Consider the following 22,264-nt stretch of genomic DNA (forward strand, 5'->3'; position numbering starts at 1 on the left):
GTAAATCGGTACTTTACGTTTAGCATATTTTGACTTTACAATTATTTTAAAATCACTTTACGTTTATTCACTATGAGTATTGATCTACGTCATTCCATCCTAGTCGCCATCGCCGAAGACGGCAGCAATGTTGCCGCCCGCCTCGCGAATCAACATGGCGTATCCCGACAGGCCACCAGCGCTTGGCTAACCAAACTGAAAAAAGAAGGTGCCATCACATCATCCGGTATAGGCCGGGGTGTGCGTTATCAATTGGCAACAATGGCACAGGTACAGCGGGTTTATCCCCGTGCAGGCTTGCGCGAGGATATTGTCTGGGCTGAAACCATGTCGCCGTTGTTAAGCGATTTACCCGGCAATGTCCGCGACATCTGGCATTACGCCGTCACCGAGATGGTAAACAATGCCATCGACCATTCCGGATCCGAAAACGTCGCCGTGGAGTTGGTGCGAGACGCACTCAATACCACCGTTTACATTGCTGACGAAGGGGAAGGAATATTTCTGAAAATTCAGCGGGCCATGAATTTGTATGATCCGCGCGAAGCGATCCTGGAGTTGGCCAAGGGCAAGCTGACCACCGATCCCGCCAACCATACCGGCGAAGGCATTTTCTTTTCGTCCAAGGTGATGGACGCCTTCGACATCCGATCCGGCCTATTGCACTTCATGCACGACGAATGGGGCGCCGATATTCTGCTTGAGCGCCCCGCCAATGCGCCGGGCACCTTGGTATTGATGCGCCTGGCCAACGATAGCCCGCGCATTTTGCAAGACGTGTTCGATCAGTTTGCAGCGCCAGGGGAATATACCTTTGCCAAGACCATTGTCCCGGTGCGACTGGCACAGCATGAAGGCGAAAAACTGGTTTCCCGGTCGCAAGCCAAGCGTTTGACCATGCGCTTTGAGCGATTCCAGTCGGTTGTATTGGATTTTGCCGGCGTTGAGGAAATCGGCCAGGCGTTTGCCGACGAAGTCTTCCGGGTGTTCGGCAACGCCCACCCCAATACCCAATTATTGCCGATCAACTTAACCCCTGCCGTCGAGAATATGGTTAAGCGGGCATTGTCGGCTAAATAACGAATATCCGAACTAACCAGCCTATCCCGACGGGGAGAAAAGCGGCGTCATTAACCGCCGGGCTGGTTATCCATTTTTAATGAATTGCACTTGAATGGAGTGTGTAAATGAACACTTATTTAAAAGGTACTAGAAGAAAAAACAAAGCAGATTTACAGAAATTTAATTAAATCACTTATTGATGATCCACCGCTAAATATCTCGTCTCGTAAGGAATATGAGTATGTTGAAACTGAAGAAGTCAAGAGGGTTATCAGGCTGGTGAAAAACTCGAAAAGCCAAGTAAGCTAAGGCATAGATGAGCCGCCAACTGTTAAAATAGGCTACCTAAATTTGGAGCCTTTCAATGCGCGGACACGATGCCATCCAAAACAACTGGTTCAGCTACATCAACCTGGAAGACCGAATTCCCAAACAGCATCCGTTGCGTCGTTTACGGCTACTCACCGATAGCGTATTGGGCTCTATGGATGCCGTCTTTGCTGAGCGTTACTCGCACACTGGCCGTCCGTCGATTGCTCCCGAAAAACTGCTGCGCGCCTTGCTGTTGCAAGTGCTGTACACCGTTCGCAGTGAGCGTCATTTGATGGAACAACTGGACTACAACCTGCTGTTTCGCTGGTTTGTCGGTTTGGGCGTCGACGATGCCGTATGGGAACGCACGGTGTTCAGCGCCAACCGCGAACGCCTGCTGTCCGAAGCCCTGAGTCGCGAATTTTTTGAGCGGGTACTGGCCATAGCCGAATGGCAAAACCTGGTGTCCGACGAACACTTCAGTGTCGATGGCAGCCTGATCGAAGCCTGGGCCTCGCACAAAAGCTTCGTCAAGAAAGACGGCAGCGGCCCGGACAAACCCGCCGGCCGCAATCCCGAGGTCGACTTCAGCGGCGAAAAGCGCAGCAACGCCACCCACCACAGTACGACCGATCCCGAAGCCCGGCTTTACAAGAAAGGCGAATACACCGAGGCCAAACTGCGTTACATCACCCATGCCTTGTCCGAGAATCGCAACGGCCTGATTGTCGATGTCGAAACCACTCAAGCCACCGGCACCGCCGAAATCGAAGCCGCGCAAAAAATGATCAAACGCCGCGTGCCCAAAGGCGGCAGCGTCGGTGCCGACAAAGGCTATGACCAAGCGGCGTTCGTCAACGGACTCGAGTCCCGTGACATCAAAGCCCATGTGGCCCGCAAAAAGACCGGCAGTGCCGTCGATGGCCGGACCGCGCGCGGCAAAGGCTATGCCCAAAGCCTCAAGCGCCGCAAAATCGTCGAAGAAGCCTTTGGCTGGGTCAAAACGGTCGGCGGCCTGCGCAAAACCCGTCACATCGGCTTAGCCAAAGTCGCGGGTCAGGCCTTGTTTTGCTTTGCCGCATACAACCTGACGCGCATGCTCAACCTATTGGTGTTCACGCCGAAACCGGCGTGGAGTGCACCCGCCTAGGGTGAAGTGCGGTGTGCCCAGCATGGGCCAAAACTTATTACCTGGAAAGAGGTAATCGGAAGAAGTAACGACAACTGTAGCGAAACGCAAGGGGGAATCCGCGAGGCCAGCCTGAAAGAAGCGCGTAGCAAACGCACGACCGCAGGAACACGAACAAGCAGTGAGGCTGGATGTGGGCGATGAGTGTGCCGTGTAACACAAAATCCAACCGTTACCGAAAGACACATCAAGTAGAGCTTGGCGGCACGGGCGGAAAGTTTTGGCACCTTACCTGGGGAGATCTCCGGCATGAGAATGCGGGAGAAGTCAGCAGAGGCCGTAGTAGCGAAGAAGTGCCTGTAATGGGCATGGAGCAAAGGGCCGAAGAATCAAGTTCATTAAACCAAACGAGGTTAATCGGACGCGCAGAGTATTTCGAAACAAGCGGGCGCGGCAACTGCGGCCACCACCCCCTTGGCGGGAAATCAAAGAGCAAAGTGGATGCTTTGTGAACGAAATCTCGGGAGATGCAAGCTAAGATTAGCGGTAAAAGGCGAAAGGAAAATGACGGAAGAGTTACTGATGGATGCCATGTTCAACTGGCTAAACCTGCAAGAAGCGCTTGATGCGGTAAAGCGCAACAAAGGCGCGGCGGGAATAGACGGACAAAGCATTGTAGACGACTGCATGGATGCAGGAGGTAGGGTAATGCAGGAGCAATTACCGAGACTGAGCAGCATTTAAAGCAGCACTGGGAAACCATTGAAGCCAAGTTAAGAGCGGGAAGTTATGTCCCAAGTCCCGTGAAAGCGGTGACTATTCCGAAACCGAACGGAGGCGAACGTGTGCTGGGGATACCGACGGTGCAAGACCGCGTGATACAGCAAGCGATGCAACAAATCTTGACGATAAAGTTTGATAGCGGGTTTAGTCAGTTTAGCTATGGCTATCGCCCTTATCGCCCTTATCGCAGTGCGCAGGATGCCGTGAAACAAGCTCAAAACTTTGTCCGGCAGGGTAAAAGTTGGGTAGTGGACATCGACATTAAGGCGTTCTTCGACGAAGTCAATCACGACAGATTACTGCATCAAATCAGCCGGAAAATATCAGACCGCCAAGTGTTGGGGTTGATAAGAACGTACCTGAAAGCGGGAGTCGTGAAAGACGGAAAAGTAGAGCGACGGCATCAAGGGGTGCCGCAGGGAAGCCCGTTGGGCCCTTTGCTTTCAAATATTTACCTGGATCAATTGGACAAAGAGCTGGAAAAGCGAGAACTGAGTTTTTGCCGCTACGCAGACGATATTGCCATCTATGTGAGTAGCGAACGCAGTGCGCGACGAGTCTTGGATAGTCTAACGTTATGGATAGAAAAGCATCTAAATCTGGTCGTCAATCAGGCCAAAAGTGGCACAGGGAGGCCGTGGGACAGTCAGTTTCTGGGTTTTAGAATCACCGAAGCACAGGAAATCGCGATTAGCCCCAAAAGTGTCGACCGTTATAAAGCGAAAGTGCGCGAACTCTGGGATGCCCGGCAAAGTAAAACCAGTCAGGAATTGGTTGAGCAATGGCGGCGATACATCATAGGCTGGTGGAGTTATTTTAAGCTAGCCGGTGATCGTCGGAACCTTCTGACATGGGAGGGGTGGACCCGCCGCCATATGCGTAAATGTTTCTGGTTACGCTGGCATAACAAGAAGGGGCGACTGAATGCCATGCGCCGATTAGGCGCGACGGTTAAGCAGCAAGGGTTCGCAAATCGTACAGGTGGAGCGTGGGGTATTGCGAAAAGCATAGTCCTACACAAAGTCCTGGGCAATGGCACGTTGCGGCGTTATGGTTTAGTTGTGCCGTCAGAACTCTCAACAGCTTAGGCTGTTGGATTCAACCGCCGGATGCGGAAAACCGCACGTCCGGTGGTGTGGCAGAGGTGGCGGGCGCAATCCCGTCACCCCGAGTCGATCCTGAAAACCGTCCACAGACGGCTTCAGGCGAATAAAAAGCCCTTGAAACCGGGGCAAAACGCTTGAAACTCGATGTCATGACCGATTTCAACTCGAAAAAATCACGAACATCGTGGGTAAGGGGAAATATCGGCGGGTTTTTCACCAGCCCGCTAAAGAAGAGTTCGCGTGGGTCAACACCATGATCGGTAATGTGAAGCGCTCGATTAACGGTACGTACCATGCCATCAATCCCAAACACTTGCCACGTTATCTAGCCGAGTTTTGTTATCGCTTTAATCGCCAGTTCGATCTGCAAGCCATGATGCCCAGGTTTCTCGTCGCGGCCAATACTCCGCCCATGCCTGCGCGTTTGCTCAAATTGGCTGAGGCTTATGGGTAATCAGGTGTGTTTTAGCTTCAGGCATTCCAACTTGAAGACGGCGTAGATCGACATAAACACATGGTTGTTTTGCGTCGTCACGCCCCGAGTCGCGATTTGGCCAAAGCGGCGTTGGATTTCAAGGATTTGTACCCATAGGGCATAAATGAAACACTTCGACTTGCCACCGTTTTTGGTAGATTGTCGTGACAGTGTCGCCATCGCAGGTCAAATCACTGCACACCAGATTCAAACAGCCTGTACTACCGTCCTTGTTTGTAAATGATATTGCTTGGTCTTGGTATGAATGCCGAAAGCTTTGCAGACTATTTAAAAAAACAGGCGACCATCAACCTTTTTCAAGAGGGCAAATTGTCTTCAGGTATGGCTGCCGCATGGCTGGGTATTCGGCGATTGGCATTTCTAAGATTGGCGTTTGAGGCAGGCGCTATCCTATTGGAAGATACAGCCGACGATCTTATGCGTGAAACTGCATTACTATGATTGTACGCCTAATGACACGCAATTCATCCAATAACCTCGTTCTCTTACAAAATCGGCATTCGCGCCCTTCGACAGATCATTAAATATCAATAAAATCAGTCAACTATCGGCTTTTATTGCATCGGCAACAAAATCGGCAACAATTTTTGTTATCTGTATAATTAGTCTAATAAAAACAGATTATTAGATTAATTAAAGATCGGCATGCCAATATCAACCGAAACGCCTTATCGCATCGAGCCATGTTTGCTGGAAAATCCGCCGCTGGATGTGGTCGATTTGGTAGCGGAATTAACTTCGCTGACCGAACAGTTAGGCGCCCGGTTACATCCCGATGCCGCCGCGAGCTTGGCCGACACGGTGCGGATCATGAATTGCTATTACTCGAATTTGATTGAAGGCCATAACACCATCCCCCGCGATATTGAACGCGCATTAGCCAACGAACTCGATAATGATCAATCCAGACGCAATTTGCAGATCGAAGCCAGAGCGCATATTCGCGTACAAAAGCTGATCGACGAGATGCATACCCAGCATGCTTTACCGGAACCGGCGTCTTCCGATTTTTTACAGTGGCTACATACCGAATTTTATCGGGATGCCAGTGATGAAATGCTGGTTATCAAGCAAGGTCAACAAGACTTCAAAATGGTGCCAGGCGAATTTAGATCGTTAGCCGTTCATGATGTGGCTGTCGGCCGCCATCTGCCACCCAGCAGTGAAACGGTGACGGATTTCATGCGGCACTTCGAACAACGTTACCGGCTTGAATCCGTGGGCAAAGGCAGCCGTATTTTAGCGATGGCCGCCGCGCATCACCGTTTGGCCTATATTCATCCGTTCCCCGATGGCAATGGCCGCGTCAGCCGATTAATGAGTCACGCCATGGGTCTTAAGGCCGGAATCGGCGCATTCGGGTTATGGTCTATTTCCAGGGGATTAGCGCGCGGGCTGAATAGCAGGCAAGAATACAAGCAGATGATGGATTACGCCGACAGCCCAAGACAAGGCGATCTGGATGGTCGCGGTAATCTGTCGCAAAAAGCATTAACCGAATTTGTCAGATGGTTCCTGTCGGCGTGTATCGATCAGGCGAAATTCATGACCTCATTGTTTGAGTTCGATCAGTTTGCCAACCGATTGAAAATCTACACCGAAAAGCAGGGTCTGCGACCCGAAGCCTTTTTCATTTTGCATCGGATTCTATTGCAAGGGGAAATGCCACGCGGCGAAGCGGAGCGAGTGACCGGCCTGAAAGAACGCAGCGCCCGCATGGTGTTAGCCGATTTGGTCAAGGATGGCATCGTCAATTCTCAGACCCCCAAAGGCCCCATATCGCTACGATTTACCAGTCAATCCATCGACCTGCTCTTTCCCAAGTTATTTGCCGAAAGCTGATGCAGTCTGTCCAATAGATTGAGTTCACTTGGTTCTCAATTAATTCTGAAGCTTGAGCTCACGCACCGTTGATGATTTTTCAATCAACTATCGATCATTTTATAACCCAAACTGCGGTAACCCACTTTTCGTCGCTCACTCATTTTGCTTAACATCGGCACTTGGGCATCGACATAATTGTAAATTCTGACTTCCGTTTTGGCGTGATGTAGCCGGTGGAGCCTGCCAACGTATTGGGCTAATGTGCCTTTCCAAGAAATCGGTATCGCTAAAAACAAGGTGTCCAGTCGAGCATCATCGAAACCTTCACCGAGATAACGACCGGTTGCCACAATGACACGCGGTTGGTTATCGGGTACAGCATCTATTTCGGACAACAGTTGTTTCCGCAGTTTGGCGCCCATGCCACCCTGCATTTCAAACACGTTGGGTGTAAAAGCTCTGATACGCTCAACCAATAACGACACATGCTCTTTCCGTTCGGTTAATACGATCGGCGAACGGCCACCGGACAGCGCCTGTTGAATATCGGCAAGAATTAACTGATTGCGCGCCTCGTCTTCCATCAGCGCCTGATAGATCGCGTGGATGGCGATTTGACCTTGGCTTTCTGGTATTTTAGACACTGTAAATTCCGTAAAGCGCTGGATTACGACATGATCAAACGGTCTTGCCAAAGCTTGTTGCTTGGCGCTGACTTGGTAGCGAATCGGTCCGCATTGCATAAACACAATCGGATGGTGACCGTCTTTTCGGGTCAATGTCGCCGACAAACCCAGCACACATTTGGCTTTGCAGGCATTCGCTACCTTTTCAAAACTTTTGGCGGATAAGTGGTGACATTCGTCAAAAATCACCAGTCCATAGTTGGCCACCAAATCATCGACTTCATGATTTTTGGTTAAGCTTTGCATGATGGCAACATCAATCACGCCGGTGGGTTTGTTTCGACCGCCGCCGATTTTGCCAACCTGTTTTTTCGGCACATTCAGAAATATCGCAATGCGCTCCAGCCACTGGTCCAGCAATTGCCGACGGTGGACGATAATCAGCGTATTAACTTGGCGTTGCGCCAAAACGTACAAAGCCACCACGGTTTTGCCAAAGGCCGTCGTCGCCGACAAGGTGCCGATATCGTATTGGAGCAACTGAATGGTGGCAGGAATCTGTTCTTCGGTCAATGCGCCTTGGAATTGAACATCCGGTAATAGCTCCCCTGAATAACGATCATCCCGCAGAACCGCTTGGATATTCAGTTCTTTCATCAGCGATAACAAATCTTCCAGACAGCCGCGCGGCAAGGCAATATGCTGGGAAAACAGTTCGGCGCAGGAAATGATTCTTGGCTTATCATGGGTCGATAAACGCATGGCCTGCGCTTTGTAAAACTCAGGATTCTGGAACGCAGCCAATCGTAGTAGCCGCGTTTGCAAGGCGGCAGGCAGCGTTAGCTTATCGATGAACAACTGATTGCCCAATACGATTTCCAGTTGTTTGGGGAGCAAACTGGCATCGATAGCGACCTCTTTTAATTTTCGCGAAGGAGTCAAATTCCAGGGTTGACTATCGTCCTCTTCCATCGGTAGTTTCACGCCAAGAATTTTGTTCTGCTGCTCGGCTTTGTCGAGCCAGAAGCGTAATTCGAAGAGTGAAATGCGCTTGATAGTGGAGAGATATGCCCACTGATCGGGATAAGTCACAAAGTGTTCATCGATAAATTCGCTATTGCCACGCTCACGCGCCTTTTTCTGCAACGGTAAGGCAATTAGATTGCCAAGACCGCCTTTGGGCATCGTATCTTGGTTGGGGAATAACCGATCGTAGGACTCGAATCCCAACTCAGGATATTGATCCATGGCTAGTGTTAACAAATAGGAGCCTAATTTTCTGGCTTCGATGGCCGGAACCGGCGTGCTGAAAAATACCCAAACATGCGCACCTTTGCCGGAGCGCGAACGCTCGATACTGAAGTGAACTTTTTCCACCTTACAAACCGCGCTGAATGCCGAAACATCCTGCTGCCAGGATGCTTTATCGAAATCCACTGCCAAAAACCAACAGCGTTCATCTTGCAACAAGGGATAAACGCCAATCACATAATCTTCATGGGGTTTAGCTGGATTGCCTGCACCCATCAAATGATTGGTAATCACAGCATCGGTTAAGGACTGATACGCGCGATACTGGCAGTCGCCGCATTTGATGCGCGGTTTATGACAGAGAGTCGGATGCCATTCATTCAAACATACCGGCGAATAACCCGTTTTTCCGGTTTTACTGCTTTCGAAACGTTTGGGATAAACATCCTCGCGACCTTTGAACAAGTCGCGAAACAGTTTGATCTTGTCTTGGCGAGAGGACTGATGTGTAACCGTTGCATTGGCGACACGTTGCGAAAAGCTTTCAATTTGTTCCTGCCGCCGTTGCCTAAGTGTTGCCAAAGTTTGAGCTACCGTCACGCGCTCGGCATCCAAGGCATGGAGCTTTTGCTCTAACTCTGATATCTCTTGTTCGAGGCTATTCATGCGTGAAAAATACCGTTCGGTAACGTTTGCTTGGCAAAGAGATGGCACATAATCTAAAATTCCTGATCGGTAATATAACGACAACACGATGCCATGACAAACCCAAAACCACCGCTCGGTAATATTCAGAATGCCATGGAATTAGGGAAAATCGTTGCCAGCCAACGTAAAGCTCAAGGATTAAGGCAATCGGATTTAGCCGGATTAGCTCAGACCGGCACACGCTTCATTAGTGATCTGGAAAACGGCAAAGGCACGTTGCAGTTCGATAAAGTCATGCATATTCTGAATTTGCTGGGCTTGGATGTTGTGATCATGGATCGGCAATCATGAAACGCTTGGCCGTATTCGCAGGCGACCAATTAGTTGGTTCTTTACAGGAATGCAAACAGTACGAATTGGAATTCAGCTACACACCTGATTGGATAGCTAAATCCGATGCTTTCGCTCTTTCTCCCAGTCTACAACTCACCGAACAAACGTTCAGTGACGATGCTGTAACCGCTTTTTTCGAAAACCTGTTACCGGAAGGCGATGTGCTGAATTTCATCAGCCGAGCTGCGCAGATTTCTCAGGGTAATATCTTTGGCTTACTGGAACGATTTGGTGGCGATACGGCAGGCGCTTTTTCGATTTTGCCGGAAGGCATGGCGCCCACGGGTGAGCCACATTATTTGCCCGTTACGCCGGAAGCCATCAAAGCTTGGTTCGAGCGTTCCAGAGGTATTCCACTGGATATTTCCGGCGAACAGGCGCGCATGTCGCTGTCCGGCGCTCAGGACAAAATGACGGTGTTTATCGATGATCAAGGCAATCTGTCGATTCCACTGGGTGCCGCGCCGTCCAGCCACATCATCAAGCCATCCATCCAACATCGGCAGGATATTCCTCATACCGCGATCAACGAAGCCTTGGTGATGACCTTGGCCGAACGTATTGGCATGCAGGTCGCCAAGGTTCGCTACGCACCAGAATTAGAAGCGGCGATGATTGCCCGTTATGATCGAACCATCGGCGATTCCAGCTCTGTAGAGATTTGCGAGGCTATTTGTTCAAGTTCATCAACTCTCATCTGCAATTTTGAGACTTTACTGTCTTCCTTAGCCGCCTCTGGTTGAGGTGCAGGTAGATTTTTTTCGGCGGGCTCCGGAGCGGTTTTAACTTTTTCCGCAAATTCGTTTTGCAGTTGCCAGCGCACGACGCGGTTTCGGCCCGATTCCTTGGCAACATATAACGCTTCATCGGCAAATTTGTTCAATTCGCTCGGGTCTTCCGGTTTGTCTAGGATGCTGGCGACACCCAAACTCGCGGTCACCCAGGGTCCGGTTTCGTAACGGGCGACTGATTCGGATTTGATGCGTAACCGAATACGCTCCGCCACTGTAATGGCTTCGTCTACGCTTAAACCCGGTAGCACGAGGCAAAATTCTTCGCCGCCGTAGCGGCCAACCAAATCAATTTTACGAGTGTTGGTGGTTAAGATTTCGGCGAGCAATTTGATGATGACGTCACCGGTGGCATGACCGTAATTATCGTTAACCCGTTTGAAATGGTCGATGTCGACCATAATGCAGCACAGCTCCAAATTGTTTTGCAGGGCATCGGCAAACGCCTTTTCAAACAGTTCGTTAAATGCTCGCCGATTCAAACAGCCGGTCAGAGAGTCCCTGGTGGCCAGAAAGTGCAATTCCTTGTTTTGTTCTTTAACTTGCGCCTGACTTTCCTCCAACATGCTGACCATGGTTTGCAACTTGGTATTGCGTTCTTCTATTTCGGTGATGTCATCCAGCGTGATCAACACTCCTTGAGGGGCGTCGTTGCCAGCAAGAATGGGCGATGCGTTGATCACAAATTTAAATGTGTCATTGTCAGGACTAGTCAGTTTAAGATGCGCGCCAATCGAACTTTTGCCGGTTTTTAAAACAGTTTGCCAGGGCAGGTAGACGTCGGTGGTTGAATCGTCCGCGCTTTTCCATTTTAGTTGCGAGGCCTTTTTCCCTAGTAAAGCGGCCATAGGGCTGGTGATCTTTTTCAGAAAGGCATTATTGGCCAAGACAATTTGCTCGTACTCATCAATGATGATGACACCCTCGGCCAGCGTATCGAAAGCCGCGTTGACCCGTTCGGGAATCACGGCGCTGGGGTCGAGTACTTTCAAGGTTCTGAGCATGAACGCCAAGTAAATAAAAAAGCCGACAACCAAAAAGAATATCGCCATTTTAAAACTGGGGTGTTCAAGAAAATCTGAGGCCGATTCTCCGGCTATCGGCGCGAATTTAAATTCAATATCCCCCCATTTTTCCGAGTCGCGAAAAATAGGCACCACCAAATGCGTGGACGTGGATTTTTGGCTATCGTAATCGGCCCATTCTTTAACGTGATCGTTGACTTGAAAAATTAATTGATTGTTTTGCAAGCGGATGCCGGCGGAGAGAATGTCCGGGTTTCTCTTGATTAAGGCATTGAGCATTCGCTCAATGCGGTGTGGGTCTTGATCGGAGGCGATGGTGGAAAATTGAATGGCTAGCGCTTCGCTGATTTGTTTGCGCGACTCCAGCATAAAACTGGATTTATCCGGCATGAAACCCAACATTTCCGCTGCAAACAGTAAGCAGATACTCAGCATTACTAAAGCCAGGCTGATGCGCATTGCCGGCAATAAAACTCCAACCGCTTTTTTTAGGGCGTCCATGATCTTAAATGATGCGATGCCGGAATATTAAACCGAAACTCAAGCAAACAGTTTCTGATCATCACGGGGTGTCTTCAGAGCAGGAGGATACTGAGTCAAGCTCTTTGGCTTCATGGTCTTTTGCCAGCCTTGATTTTTTGACTGATCGCATTATAGGCAATGGATCAAAGCGTTTCAGTAAGGGTACCGTGGACATAAAGCTGGCCATTAACGACCCAGCCCGCAAGATCCAGCTGACAAATCCGGCCGTCAGACCGGTGCTGGTCCCCAGAATGATTTTAATGTTTACCGGATTGGCGTCCTCTACGACCGTAGGGTCGCTCATTTGCTTGTGAATGTTTTCCAATCTGTTCCAAAACTCCACTTCTTCTTGCTCGCTTAAAGTCGTCTGGCTATCAATTCTGTATTCATCGACAGATGGAATTCTGGATTCAAAGTGGTATTTTCGGCTAGTTTCGTTCCTGCGTGGTTCTTCGTTCTTATTAGTGTCCATCAGTCCGGATAAGCGTGGGCTATTTCCATTATCAATCCATGCGTTGGATTCTAAGATAAATCGATTGTCAGTTGCCTGCTTATCTGGTGGTGATTCATGCGTTAATTGATCGGCATGGGGGGTTAAATCAACAATGACCGCAAATTGATCGGTGGATACGTGCTGACTTGCTGAAATATGTGTTTGAGCGTCGTCTCCCTGATTTTTATCATTCAAACCATTTTTTGGATTATACCTAATGATGTCGTGCAAAGTATTCGTCGTATCGTTAGATGCAATATAGTTAATCTTGGCGGCCATTGCGGTGGAGCCCGCTAATCCGTCGTTGACGGAGAGGCTAAAACTCGGCGCCGATTCATTGTTGCCGTCGTCGATGAATTGCACTTGGTTGGCGGTCAGCTGGGCGCTGGTAAAGCCGGTGATCGGTAATCCTGCACGGGATGCCAATTGGAAATACCCCCCCGTTACATCGCCGACCGTGTAAGTAAAACTGTCACTATCCGGATCGGTTATCCCAAAATGGGCCGCGCTAAGCGTGACCGTTTCCCCCTCGCTTACCGTCAAGCCCAGATTATTGATGATCGGTGCATCATTGATACCGGTGTAGTAGATCGTCGCGGATAAGGTATTGGAACTGAGGCTACCGTCGCTGACCGTGACATCAAAACGCGGCGCCACTTCATTGCTGTCATCGACAAACTGCACCTGGCCGGCGGCCAGCTGGGTGCTGTTGAAACTGGTGACGCTGACACCGGGATTGGTGGTGAGTTGGAAATACCCGCCACTCACGCTGCTGAGCGCATAGGTGACGCTGGCGTTGTCGGGGTCCGTGACGCCGAAGTTGGCGGCCGAAAGGGTGACGGTCTCGCCTTCATTCAACGTTAGGCTGGCACTGGTCAGGACTGGCACATCGTTGAGCGAGCTGTAGTTGATGGTCGCGGCCAGCGTATTGGAATTAAGTGTGCCATCGCTGGCTGTAGCGTTGAAGTTTGGCGGAGCCTCGTTGGCGTCGTCGACAAATTGCACTTGATTGGCGACGAGTTGTGCGCCGGTGAAGCTGGTAATAGCAATGCCGGGGGTCGTTGTTAGTTGAAAGTAACCCCCGGTCAGCGCGCTGATGGTAAAAGTGAAATCACTACTGTCCGCATCGCTGACGACAAAATCTGTGGCGCTCAGAGTCACCGTCTGGCCTTCGCTCTGGGTCAAATTGGTTGCACTGAGCACAGGGGCATTGTCGTTGAGGTTGGTTATATTGATTGTAAAGCTTTGGCTGTTAGTCGAGCCGTCCGAACTGGTCGCCAACACGGTGATGCTGTGGCTGGTGGCGGCCTCGTAATCGAGCAGGCTGCCGTCGGCGACGGTGACCACACCGGTGCTGCTGTCGATAGCGAAGCGGCCGTTGGCGTTGTCCGTCAGGCTGTAGCTGATCGTCGCGCCGGTGTCCGCGTCGGTCGCCAGCGCCGTGATGCCCACCACGCTGCCGTTGGCGGCATTCTCAGCGACACTGTTGGCGGTGGCATTGTTGTCACTGACCGCCGAGACCGGATTGTCGTTGAGATTGACGACCGCCAAGGTCACGGCTTGGCTGCTGCTAAGCGTGCCGTCGCTGGCGACGACATTGAAACTGTAGCTGGCTTTGCTTTCGTAATCGGCGAAGGCGTTGAGGGTGACGGCACCGCTGTTGGCGTCGATGTTCAATAAGGCGGCATCGGCGCCGCTCAGACTCCAGGTCAGCGGGTTGCCGTCGGCATCGCTGCCGGTGGCGGTGTAGACCACGGTGTTAATCGGACTGTTCTCATTGACGCTGGCGCTGCTACCGGAGCTGATCACCGGGGTGTTGTCGTTGACGGCCGTATAATGGATCGTCGCGGCCAACGTGTTGGAATTCAACGCACCGTCATTAACAGTCATACTGAAACTCGGCGCCACTTCGTTGCCGTCATCGACGAACTGCACCAGACCGCCACTCAAATCGGCACTGGTGAATTGCGTGATCGAGTTACCCGCCGCGCTGCTCAATTGGAAGTAACCGCCGCTGACGCTGCTGACCGTGTAGGTGAAGCTGGTATTGTCGGGATCGCTGACGCCGAAGTTGGCCGATGACAAAGTAACGGTATCACCTTCATTCAAGGTCAGCGACGCACTGCTGATGACCGGCGCCTCGTTAACATCAGCCAGCGAGATGGTAAATGTTTTATCGACGCTGAGCCCGCCAGTGTCGGTCGCACGAATGATGATGTCTTGGCTGGTCGCGGCTTCATAATTAAGTAGACTGTCGTTAGCGACCGTGATTTGGCCGGTGTTGGCGTTTATCGCAAAACGTCCGTCTGCATCATTGATCAGCGCATAACTCCAATTTTCCCGCAGATCGTTATCAACCCCCACAACCGAGCCTACGACCGTGCCAATGGCGGTATTCTCGGCGATACTTGCCAAGGCAACAGTGCCGCCTTCCAGGCGCGCATTGGCCCAAACACCATGATCAAAAGCGTTGCCGTTATTGGCGTTGTCGATAGCAAGCCTTAACGTACTGGCTCCGGTCACGTCGATGTTCAGGTCGATAGGTGTGCTGGTGGAGTTTAAAATAGGGCTGCTATAAGTCTGTACACCATCGACATATACATAAAACTGCACCTTGCCATACGAGCCGGTTTGGTAATCGTTGATGCCGATTGTGGCCTTGAACGATGTGGCGCCATTGACCGCATAGTCGACATAACCGTAGCCATTGCCGCTAGCGGCGGGATGAGTTCCCAAGCCACGGGTGTAGCTGACCCCGTCCAGGACAATGCCGTAGCCACTATGTCCGGTATCGAGGGTTAAGTCATACATCGATTTTGTCAAATAGCTCTGCTCAGACAGATAGCGGGTCGCGGCAATGTCCGTTGGCGCTTCGTTGGCGGCGGTATAGTTGATTGTTGCTGCCAGAGTATTCGAATTCGCCGAGCCATCACTTACGGTAACGCTAAAGCTAGGCGCGACTTCATTGCCATCGTCAACAAATTGCACTTGATTGTTAGACAGTTGCGTGCTGGTAAAACTGTTGATGTTGAAGCCGGGGTTGGTCGTAAGCTGGAAAATACCGCCGGACACATTGCTGACCGTGTAGGTGAAACTGTTGTTATCCGGATCGGTTACGCCGAAGTTCGCCGCCGAAAGGGTGACGGTTTGGCCCTCGGTCAAGGTCAGACTGGCACTGGTCACAACCGGCGCGTCGTTGCTGGCAATAATACTGAGTGTGCCGGACACCACATTGCTGGTGCCGCCATCGCCATCAGTCAGATACCCTTGTAAGGTACGCACCAAATTTGACGGGGCGTCCGAGACATTCTGATAAGTAATGTTACGCCCCAAGGCCTGCGCAGCGGCCACGCTGGCGTTGCTGTTAAAACTGATGACCAAAGGTGTCGTGCCGTTGGTACCGCCGGTGAAAGTACCCATTACGACCCCACCGTAGCTGACATTGCTACCCGACACGCCGATTTGTCCACTGGCCGTGCCTTGATTACGGATCGCCAGACGATCTTCTGCTTGGCCGTTGGCGCTAAACGAAACTACCAACTGGCCGCCGTTAAAATCTGTCGAGTCAGCATCGGTCACGGTCGCAGTGGGTGCCAATATCACGGCGCCGGCATTTTCCGGATAACTGACGCTGCCGGTGGCAAAACTCAACACCGGCGCATCATTGACCGCCGCGACCGAGATGCTGCGCGTTCCAATGTTACTTGCCGTCGTGCCGTCGGTAACACTAAAACTCACAGCGCGGCTGGCGGTGGACGGTGCATCGCTGGTGTTTTGATAGGTAACGGAACGCAGCGCGGTTTGGTATTGAGAAACGGTGGCTGTGCCGGTTAAGGTCAGTGTGCCGGTGCTACTATTCCAACTGCCGGTGATACCGTTTTGGTTGGTGAACGCCAATACGTCCTGCCCGCTGGCGTAGTTGCCGGTGATTTGTACTGTTGCCCCGCTTAGGTTGGTGTTGTCGGCATCACTCAATGCCAGCGTCGCGGTTATCGCCGTGGCGCTGCCATTTTCGGTGTAAGCCAGCGTCGTGCCTTCAGTGGCCGACAGGACCGGCGCATCATTAACGGCGCTGATATTGATGGTCAGTGTATTGGCCGTACTATCCAGGGTTTGGCCGCCGCCATAGTTACTGCCGCTATCGACGATACTGAATAAAAAGCTGGTTGCGTCCGTGCCATTGGCGGCCGGTGTGTAGGTCAATTTTCCGGATTGAATGTCCGCGGCGCTGATGGCGTCCAACTCCTGCGCGGCAACACCGTTTAAATACAGGGTGCCAGCGCCGGGCAGCGATTCGATCCAGACTTGGCTGAGATTGTTGCCATCGGCGTCGGTGAACGGAAAATCGGCGGTGCTAAAGGTGTAAGCCGTATCCTCGGTAACCATGATGGTGTGGTCTTGGCCCACCGGCGCGCTATCCGGCGTTGCCGTGACAATAGTATTGGAAAATTCCGAGGTTTCGTAAAAGGTCGAGTAACTGGAATCGGTGCGGGTCGCAGTGACGGTGATGTACTGACCAGTTGCCAAGCGGACGTCGGAAAAATTAAATGACATGTTGACGCTGCCTGAACTGCCGACCGCCATGTTCAACGCATTCAGAAAGGTTCGTCCCTCGCCGCTGGCCGTGGCATCCGAAAAAACTTCGATGCGGTAATAACTGTTAGTCGCGCCGTTGTAGGTGCCGCTAAACGTCAGATTCGTACCATTCACGACCGCCCGGGTCAACACCATCGTGTTTAACAGACTATTGGGACCGCTATCGACATCGCCGGCGTCGTTGGCGGTCGCGCCGTTGTCGCCCAAATCAATTCCTAGGCGGGTGTTGCCGTAAATGCTGTTCTCTAAAAACACGTTGCTGGAGCCAGTGCCCACAGCCGTTATGCCCACGTCGTTGTTGGCGATGATATTGCCGGCGCCGGCCGTTGTGCTGCCGATCAAACTGCTGGTGGCGGAATTTTCAATAGCAACCCCTTGCATACCGTTGCCCAACGCCGTGACGCCATCCGTGCCAACCCCAATGTAGTTGCCTTGGACGACAGTGCCGGTGGTGCCGCTATCGCTGATATAGACGCCCGCCTCGGTATTTCCGGCGATGATGTTGCGGGTCGCTGCCGTGGTACCGCCGATTAGGGTATTGTCTGCACCGTCGATTACTGAAACACCGTCCCAGCTGTTTGCCAAACTGGCATTGCCGGATACGTCGGTACCGATGGTGTTGCCTTGGACAATATTGTTGTCGGCGCTTTCGCCATTGATAAAAACGCCGGAGTAATTGTTGCCCGAGATCAGGTTGCCGGCGCCGGTTGCCGTGCCGCCAATGGTGTTTCCGGACGATTCGATAGTAATACCGGAATTGGCATTGCCCAAGTCGATCATGCCGGAAATATCGGTACCAATATAGTTACCGGAAATGACGTTGCCGGTTGCCGAGCCGCCGGTCAAGGTAATACCCGAACTGCTATTACCGGAAATGACGTTACGTGCTGCGACTGTTGTGCCGCCGATGGTGTTGTTAGCCGACTGCACATAAATACCGCCGCCGGCATTGGCCAGCGCGGCGTTGCCGGTGGCGTTGAGACCGATCAGGTTGCCAGCGACAAGGGTGTTGCTGGCAGGTGCTTCCAACTGAATGCCCACCCAGGCCGTGGTGCCACTGATGACGTTGCCTTCGCCGGCGACCGTTCCGCCGATGCTGTTACCGGCGGCACTAACCCAAACACCCTGATTGGCATTGCCGACTGCATTCGCACCGGAGGCATCGGTGCCGATGTAGTTACCCTTGATTACGTTGCCTGTGGTCGAGCCGTTGTCGGTATTCAAGCCGATACCAAGACTGGTATTGCCGGAGATTACGTTGCGATCCGCTGCCGAGCTGCCGCCGATGATGTTATTGGCGGAATTCCAGATGCTGATACCCACTGCGTTGCCGGCAGCGCCGGTGCCTGTAGCGTTAAGGCCTATCCAGTTACCGGCAATGGTGTTGCCGTTACTGCCGGCGATATTGATACCGCTGCCGGTAAAGTTTTGAATCACCAGGCCGCGGATGATACTGCCATCGCTGCCGCCGTGGAGCTGTATGCCATCTTGAATACTACCGGCGCCGTTCAAAACAATTGCGGGTTTGTTGGCGCTGAAGCTGTCGTCGCTGGTCGCATCCAGCACGACTTGACTCGTAATCGTCAAGGGTGCCGTCAGATTGATAGTATGCACCGACGAACCGCTGATGCCGAAGTAAATGTAATCCGTGCCGGCGGTATTGTTGGCGGCGGCAATCGCCTCCCGCAGCGAGATGCCATCGCCGCCATCGCTGGCGATCAATGCGCTGATCGAACTGGTATCAGCCGAAGCGCTGATGGTATCCGAGGTGTTGGTGACAACGATGGCGCCGACGTGCACATCCAGAATGTCGGTATCGGTTAAAGTGCCACCGGAACCGGTATTGCCTTGATCGCTGGTGGTAATGGTCAGTTGCGCCAAGCCACGGTAATTGCTATCGGGCGTAAAGGTCAGGCCATTATTCAGTGCGGTGTTGATTGCCGACACTGTGCCGGAATAAGTCATGCTACTGCTGCCGTTGCTGCCGCTGACCAAGTTCAGACCCGCAGTATTGGCCAGCGTCAAGCTACCGTGGCTGATGCTTAGCGTCACTTGCACACTGCTGGAGGCTGCATCGGCGTCGGCAATTTGTAGGGCATTGCCATTCGCGCTGGAGAAGGTTTTGCTGGTATTGACGGCGGTGTAACTGTTGGCGGGTAGACTGTTGACCGGCGCGTCATTGACCGCCGCGACCGAGATGCTGCGCGTTCCAATGTTACTTGCCGTCGTGCCGTCGGTCACGCTGAAACTCACGGTGCGGCTGGCGGTGGACGGCGCATCGCTGGTGTTTTGATAGGTAACAGAACGCAGCGCAGTTTGATACTGGGCGACGCTGGCCGTGCCGGTTAAGGTCAGTGTGCCGGTGCTCGCATTCCAACTGCCGGTGATGCCGTTTTGATCGGTAAACGCCAGTACGTCCTGCCCGCTGGCGTAGTTGCCGGTGATCTGCACCGTGGCGCTGCTCAGATTAGCGTTATCGACGTCAGTAAGTACCAGGCCTGAGGTAATCGCTGTCGCAGCGCCGTTCTCGGTGTAAGCCAGGGTCGTGGCTTCGATGGCGGAAATGAGCGGCGCATCGTTGATTGCCGTTACTGTGATAGCCACCGTATCGGTGTCTGTTAAGGTCAGGTCTCCGGCGAGTGCGGCAATTTCCGCCCCAGTTAAAGCGCGGTTATAAATCCGTGCTTCGTCGATCTTGCCATTGAAATCGTAGGTAGTACCACCGTTTCCGTGCTTGCCGATAAAACTATTGGTTCCCTGACTGTAAGCGATGGATGTGGTGTAAGCGGTAGAGACCACGGCAACGCCGTCTATATAAACCGCTTGGGTATGGGCTACGCTGTCGATGGTGTATGCAACGTGGTGCCAGCCGGTACCGGCCAATGTCGTAGCCGTTTCGGTAAATCTGAACGTGCCGCTATCGACATAACTACCTTTGATTTTGCCGCCGGCATCCAGGCGTAATATCACGTTGTCGCCCAGCGAAATGACTTCTGCACCCCCCGTGTCGGCGGACGCCAAGTTTACCCAGGCCGCCAGGGTGACACTGGATGGCTGGCCATAAACCCCAGTAGTTTGCACATAACCGTCGCCAGCCAAGCTCAGCACATTGCCGCGGGTAGTGTCATTGACGGACGTGCCGTTGACGACCGAGGCCGTGGAACCGGCCGCCGGACTGCTATCGGTCTCCAGTGCGCTAGTGTTATCGAAAGCGTAACGGCCCAAGAGGCCGGTATCGATATCCAAACTCAGGAGTACCGAGTCTTTGGTGGCTAACGTCAGCGTCGCGCTGCCGCTGTATTCGGCAGTGGGCATGAAACTCAAGCCATTCAGCGCCGTGTTGATGGCGCTGGCCGTGCCACGAAACCTCATCGTGTTGTCGGCGGTGCCGTCGCCGGCTACAAAGGTCAAGCCGGTGGTGCCGCCCAAGGTCAGCGTGCCGTTGGTGACCGTCAGAGTGATTTCGTTGTTTGCGCCGCCGGCATCAGCGTCGGTTATCGTAATCGCATTGCCATTGGCCGATGAGAACACTTTGGCCGTGTCCTCATTCGTTGTTTGTGCTGCGGGTACTGTATTCACAGGCGCGGTGTTTATACTTGCTTTGATAGATACCGCACCTATCGACCAATCGGCAGCAAGTAACGCTGAACCGCTCATCGTTACTGAGCTCGCGCCTTCCGCCACGGAAGAGCCTGCCTTTGCCGTAGACAATAGGGGAGAACTGCTCCATTGCGAAGTTTGCCCGGTACCCGAAGTATCAGCTGAAATAGCTTTCCAATACTGCACGTCGATAACTAAATCGCCAGTCGCACTGGCGACATTCACCGTGCCTGATCCCCCCAACAAACCGGTGGTGCCGGTGTTGCCAGCATAAGTACCGTAGGGCATCGATTGGTTAACACCGTTAAAGGTCGATGCACCCGCAGCAGCTTCTGTATTTCCGGTAAATGATATAACGACGTTATCGGTTCCCGCTGTGGGGTTGACCAACGCCCAAATTTCGACGGCGTGATTGGCTGCTGTGCGCCCTACGCGGGTGAGATCGGCGGTACCGTATTTAACGCTGTTGACCCCAGCGCTGCCGTCATCAATGGCAATCTCGACAAATAGTACCCGGTCGAAGCCGGCACTGACCGTATGCGACCACGTCAGTTGGTTGGTGCTGGTGCTGCTGGTGGATGTCACTGTGCCATTGGCAGTCACCGCCATCAAGCCAGTCCATTCGCTTTGACCCGCCGCGTTGACTACAACTTCGGTTTCGACGTCGCCGGTTTGGTATTCAAGTAGCCAGTCCCCTCCCAAATCCGCACTGCCGGTGGTATCTTCCGACGCCGCGACGTCGATATTGGTGATCCCGGACAGATACTCGACAAAACTCTGCCCAAATTGCGTTTCCGCGACATTGCAGCCGTAAATCAGAATATCGCCGTTGGCATTGAAGGCATCTCCCCAGGCGCTGATGTCGGTCTGGTTTTGAATCAAGGTATCGAAATTGAGTTGACTGTTGCCTAAATCCAGGCTGCCGTCGCTGCCGTGCGAGATGATATGCACCGCGTCCAGATTGTCGCGCTCGGCCAGAATCTGCGTGATTTGTTGAATGCCGTCGGTGCTGCTGTCCAGCGTAATGATTTCCAGATTACGGTTGGAAACGTCGCTGCTTTTGATATCGTTTATTAGCGATTCGTAGCCCTGGACGCGGGTATCGACAAACACGATTTCATTGCGGCTGGTCTCGCTGGTGCTGGTTTGCGCGGGGGGCTGTTGGGTGTCGGCGGGCGGCGTGGCATTGGTGTAGGTTGCGTTGGGATCCATGAGCTGTTCGGTCAAAAGCCCCTCGATGCCGCCGGAGAACAGCTGTCGAGATTCCAACTCTTCCAGAATCGGTTTTGAGTGGTAGTGCTTGAGATGTGACTTTGAATTCATGGGCGTTGAAAGTTGCAGTTTGACCGATGAGCATGGAACGCCGTTGGCATCGGATGCCAGAGATGCTGCTAGAGTTTAGCGACTTCGTTTTAATTATTCTGTGATTGCAGCAAATAATCCGTAATAGAACACAGATAAGCCTGCTCAAAATGTGCAGTGGTTAAGTGTCGGAGGGTATATGGAAAAAATGGAGCGCTTGTGGCTTTTATTAACCCCACTCTTAAATACCGATCACCCCTCAAAGAGCAAACCAGCTTGAGTTTCGACGACCTCAGCCCGAACGG

At 52.4% G+C, this 22,264-nt stretch carries 10 protein-coding genes and 3 pseudogenes; 9 read left to right on the forward strand and 4 right to left on the reverse strand.

Features of this window, described 5'->3' with window-relative positions:
• The first annotated feature begins 72 nt into the window (after window positions 1-72).
• From CWO84_RS19515 to CWO84_RS19535, 5 genes and pseudogenes are all read left to right on the forward strand, one after another.
• Window positions 73-1,080, forward strand: coding sequence for a DUF4325 domain-containing protein (locus CWO84_RS19515; protein WP_033159536.1), 1,008 nt, complete (start codon window positions 73-75; stop codon window positions 1,078-1,080).
• A gap of 346 nt (window positions 1,081-1,426) precedes the next feature.
• A complete protein-coding gene (locus tag CWO84_RS19520) occupies window positions 1,427-2,524 on the forward strand; it encodes an IS5 family transposase (protein WP_101054688.1) in 1,098 nt (365 codons plus the stop codon).
• Between the two features lie 543 nt (window positions 2,525-3,067).
• Complete coding sequence (locus CWO84_RS19525; RefSeq protein ID WP_051669720.1) at window positions 3,068-3,247, forward strand: hypothetical protein; 180 nt, start codon at window positions 3,068-3,070, stop codon at window positions 3,245-3,247.
• 17 nt (window positions 3,248-3,264) lie between these two features.
• Window positions 3,265-4,374, forward strand: coding sequence for a group II intron reverse transcriptase/maturase (ltrA, locus tag CWO84_RS19530; RefSeq protein ID WP_230410277.1), 1,110 nt, complete (start codon window positions 3,265-3,267; stop codon window positions 4,372-4,374).
• A 250-nt stretch (window positions 4,375-4,624) separates the two neighbouring features.
• A pseudogene (locus tag CWO84_RS19535) lies at window positions 4,625-4,846 on the forward strand (transposase); the annotation flags it as partial.
• Between the two features lie 9 nt (window positions 4,847-4,855).
• On the opposite strand, the pseudogene CWO84_RS25035 reads toward CWO84_RS19535, so the two are convergent.
• A pseudogene (locus tag CWO84_RS25035) lies at window positions 4,856-5,108 on the reverse strand (IS701 family transposase); the annotation flags it as partial.
• Between CWO84_RS25035 and CWO84_RS19545 the strand changes: the two are divergent.
• Together CWO84_RS19545 and CWO84_RS19550 are read left to right on the forward strand one after the other, a co-directional pair.
• Window positions 5,108-5,329: a UPF0175 family protein gene (locus CWO84_RS19545; protein ID WP_033155727.1), complete on the forward strand. Its 222-nt coding sequence runs from the start codon at window positions 5,108-5,110 to the stop codon at window positions 5,327-5,329. The pseudogene CWO84_RS25035 and the gene CWO84_RS19545 sit on opposite strands and share 1 nt — an antisense overlap.
• A gap of 204 nt (window positions 5,330-5,533) precedes the next feature.
• Window positions 5,534-6,730, forward strand: a complete 1,197-nt coding sequence (locus CWO84_RS19550) for a Fic family protein (protein WP_033155726.1) — start codon at window positions 5,534-5,536, stop codon at window positions 6,728-6,730.
• Between the two features lie 83 nt (window positions 6,731-6,813).
• Here the strand turns inward: CWO84_RS19550 and CWO84_RS19555 are convergent, their stop codons facing one another.
• A complete protein-coding gene (locus tag CWO84_RS19555) occupies window positions 6,814-9,255 on the reverse strand; it encodes a DEAD/DEAH box helicase (protein ID WP_101054690.1) in 2,442 nt (813 codons plus the stop codon).
• 93 nt (window positions 9,256-9,348) lie between these two features.
• Here CWO84_RS19555 and CWO84_RS19560 point away from each other — a divergent pair, with 93 nt between their 5' ends.
• Complete coding sequence (locus tag CWO84_RS19560; protein WP_033155724.1) at window positions 9,349-9,588, forward strand: helix-turn-helix transcriptional regulator; 240 nt, start codon at window positions 9,349-9,351, stop codon at window positions 9,586-9,588.
• A complete protein-coding gene (locus CWO84_RS25040) occupies window positions 9,585-10,373 on the forward strand; it encodes a HipA N-terminal domain-containing protein (RefSeq protein WP_084153226.1) in 789 nt (262 codons plus the stop codon). The genes CWO84_RS19560 and CWO84_RS25040 overlap by 4 nt, the downstream gene beginning before the upstream one ends.
• A gap of 89 nt (window positions 10,374-10,462) precedes the next feature.
• Here CWO84_RS25040 and CWO84_RS25255 read toward each other — a convergent pair.
• Both CWO84_RS25255 and CWO84_RS19575 read right to left on the reverse strand, forming a co-directional pair.
• A pseudogene (locus CWO84_RS25255) lies at window positions 10,463-11,947 on the reverse strand (sensor domain-containing diguanylate cyclase); the annotation flags it as partial.
• A gap of 61 nt (window positions 11,948-12,008) precedes the next feature.
• Entirely contained in the window at window positions 12,009-21,980 is a 9,972-nt protein-coding gene (locus tag CWO84_RS19575; RefSeq protein ID WP_101054693.1) for a cadherin-like domain-containing protein, read from the reverse strand.
• Between the last annotated feature and the right edge of the window lie 284 nt (window positions 21,981-22,264).

It is taken from the genome of Methylomonas sp. Kb3 (assembly GCF_002834115.1).
Lineage (GTDB): Bacteria > Pseudomonadota > Gammaproteobacteria > Methylococcales > Methylomonadaceae > Methylomonas > Methylomonas defluvii.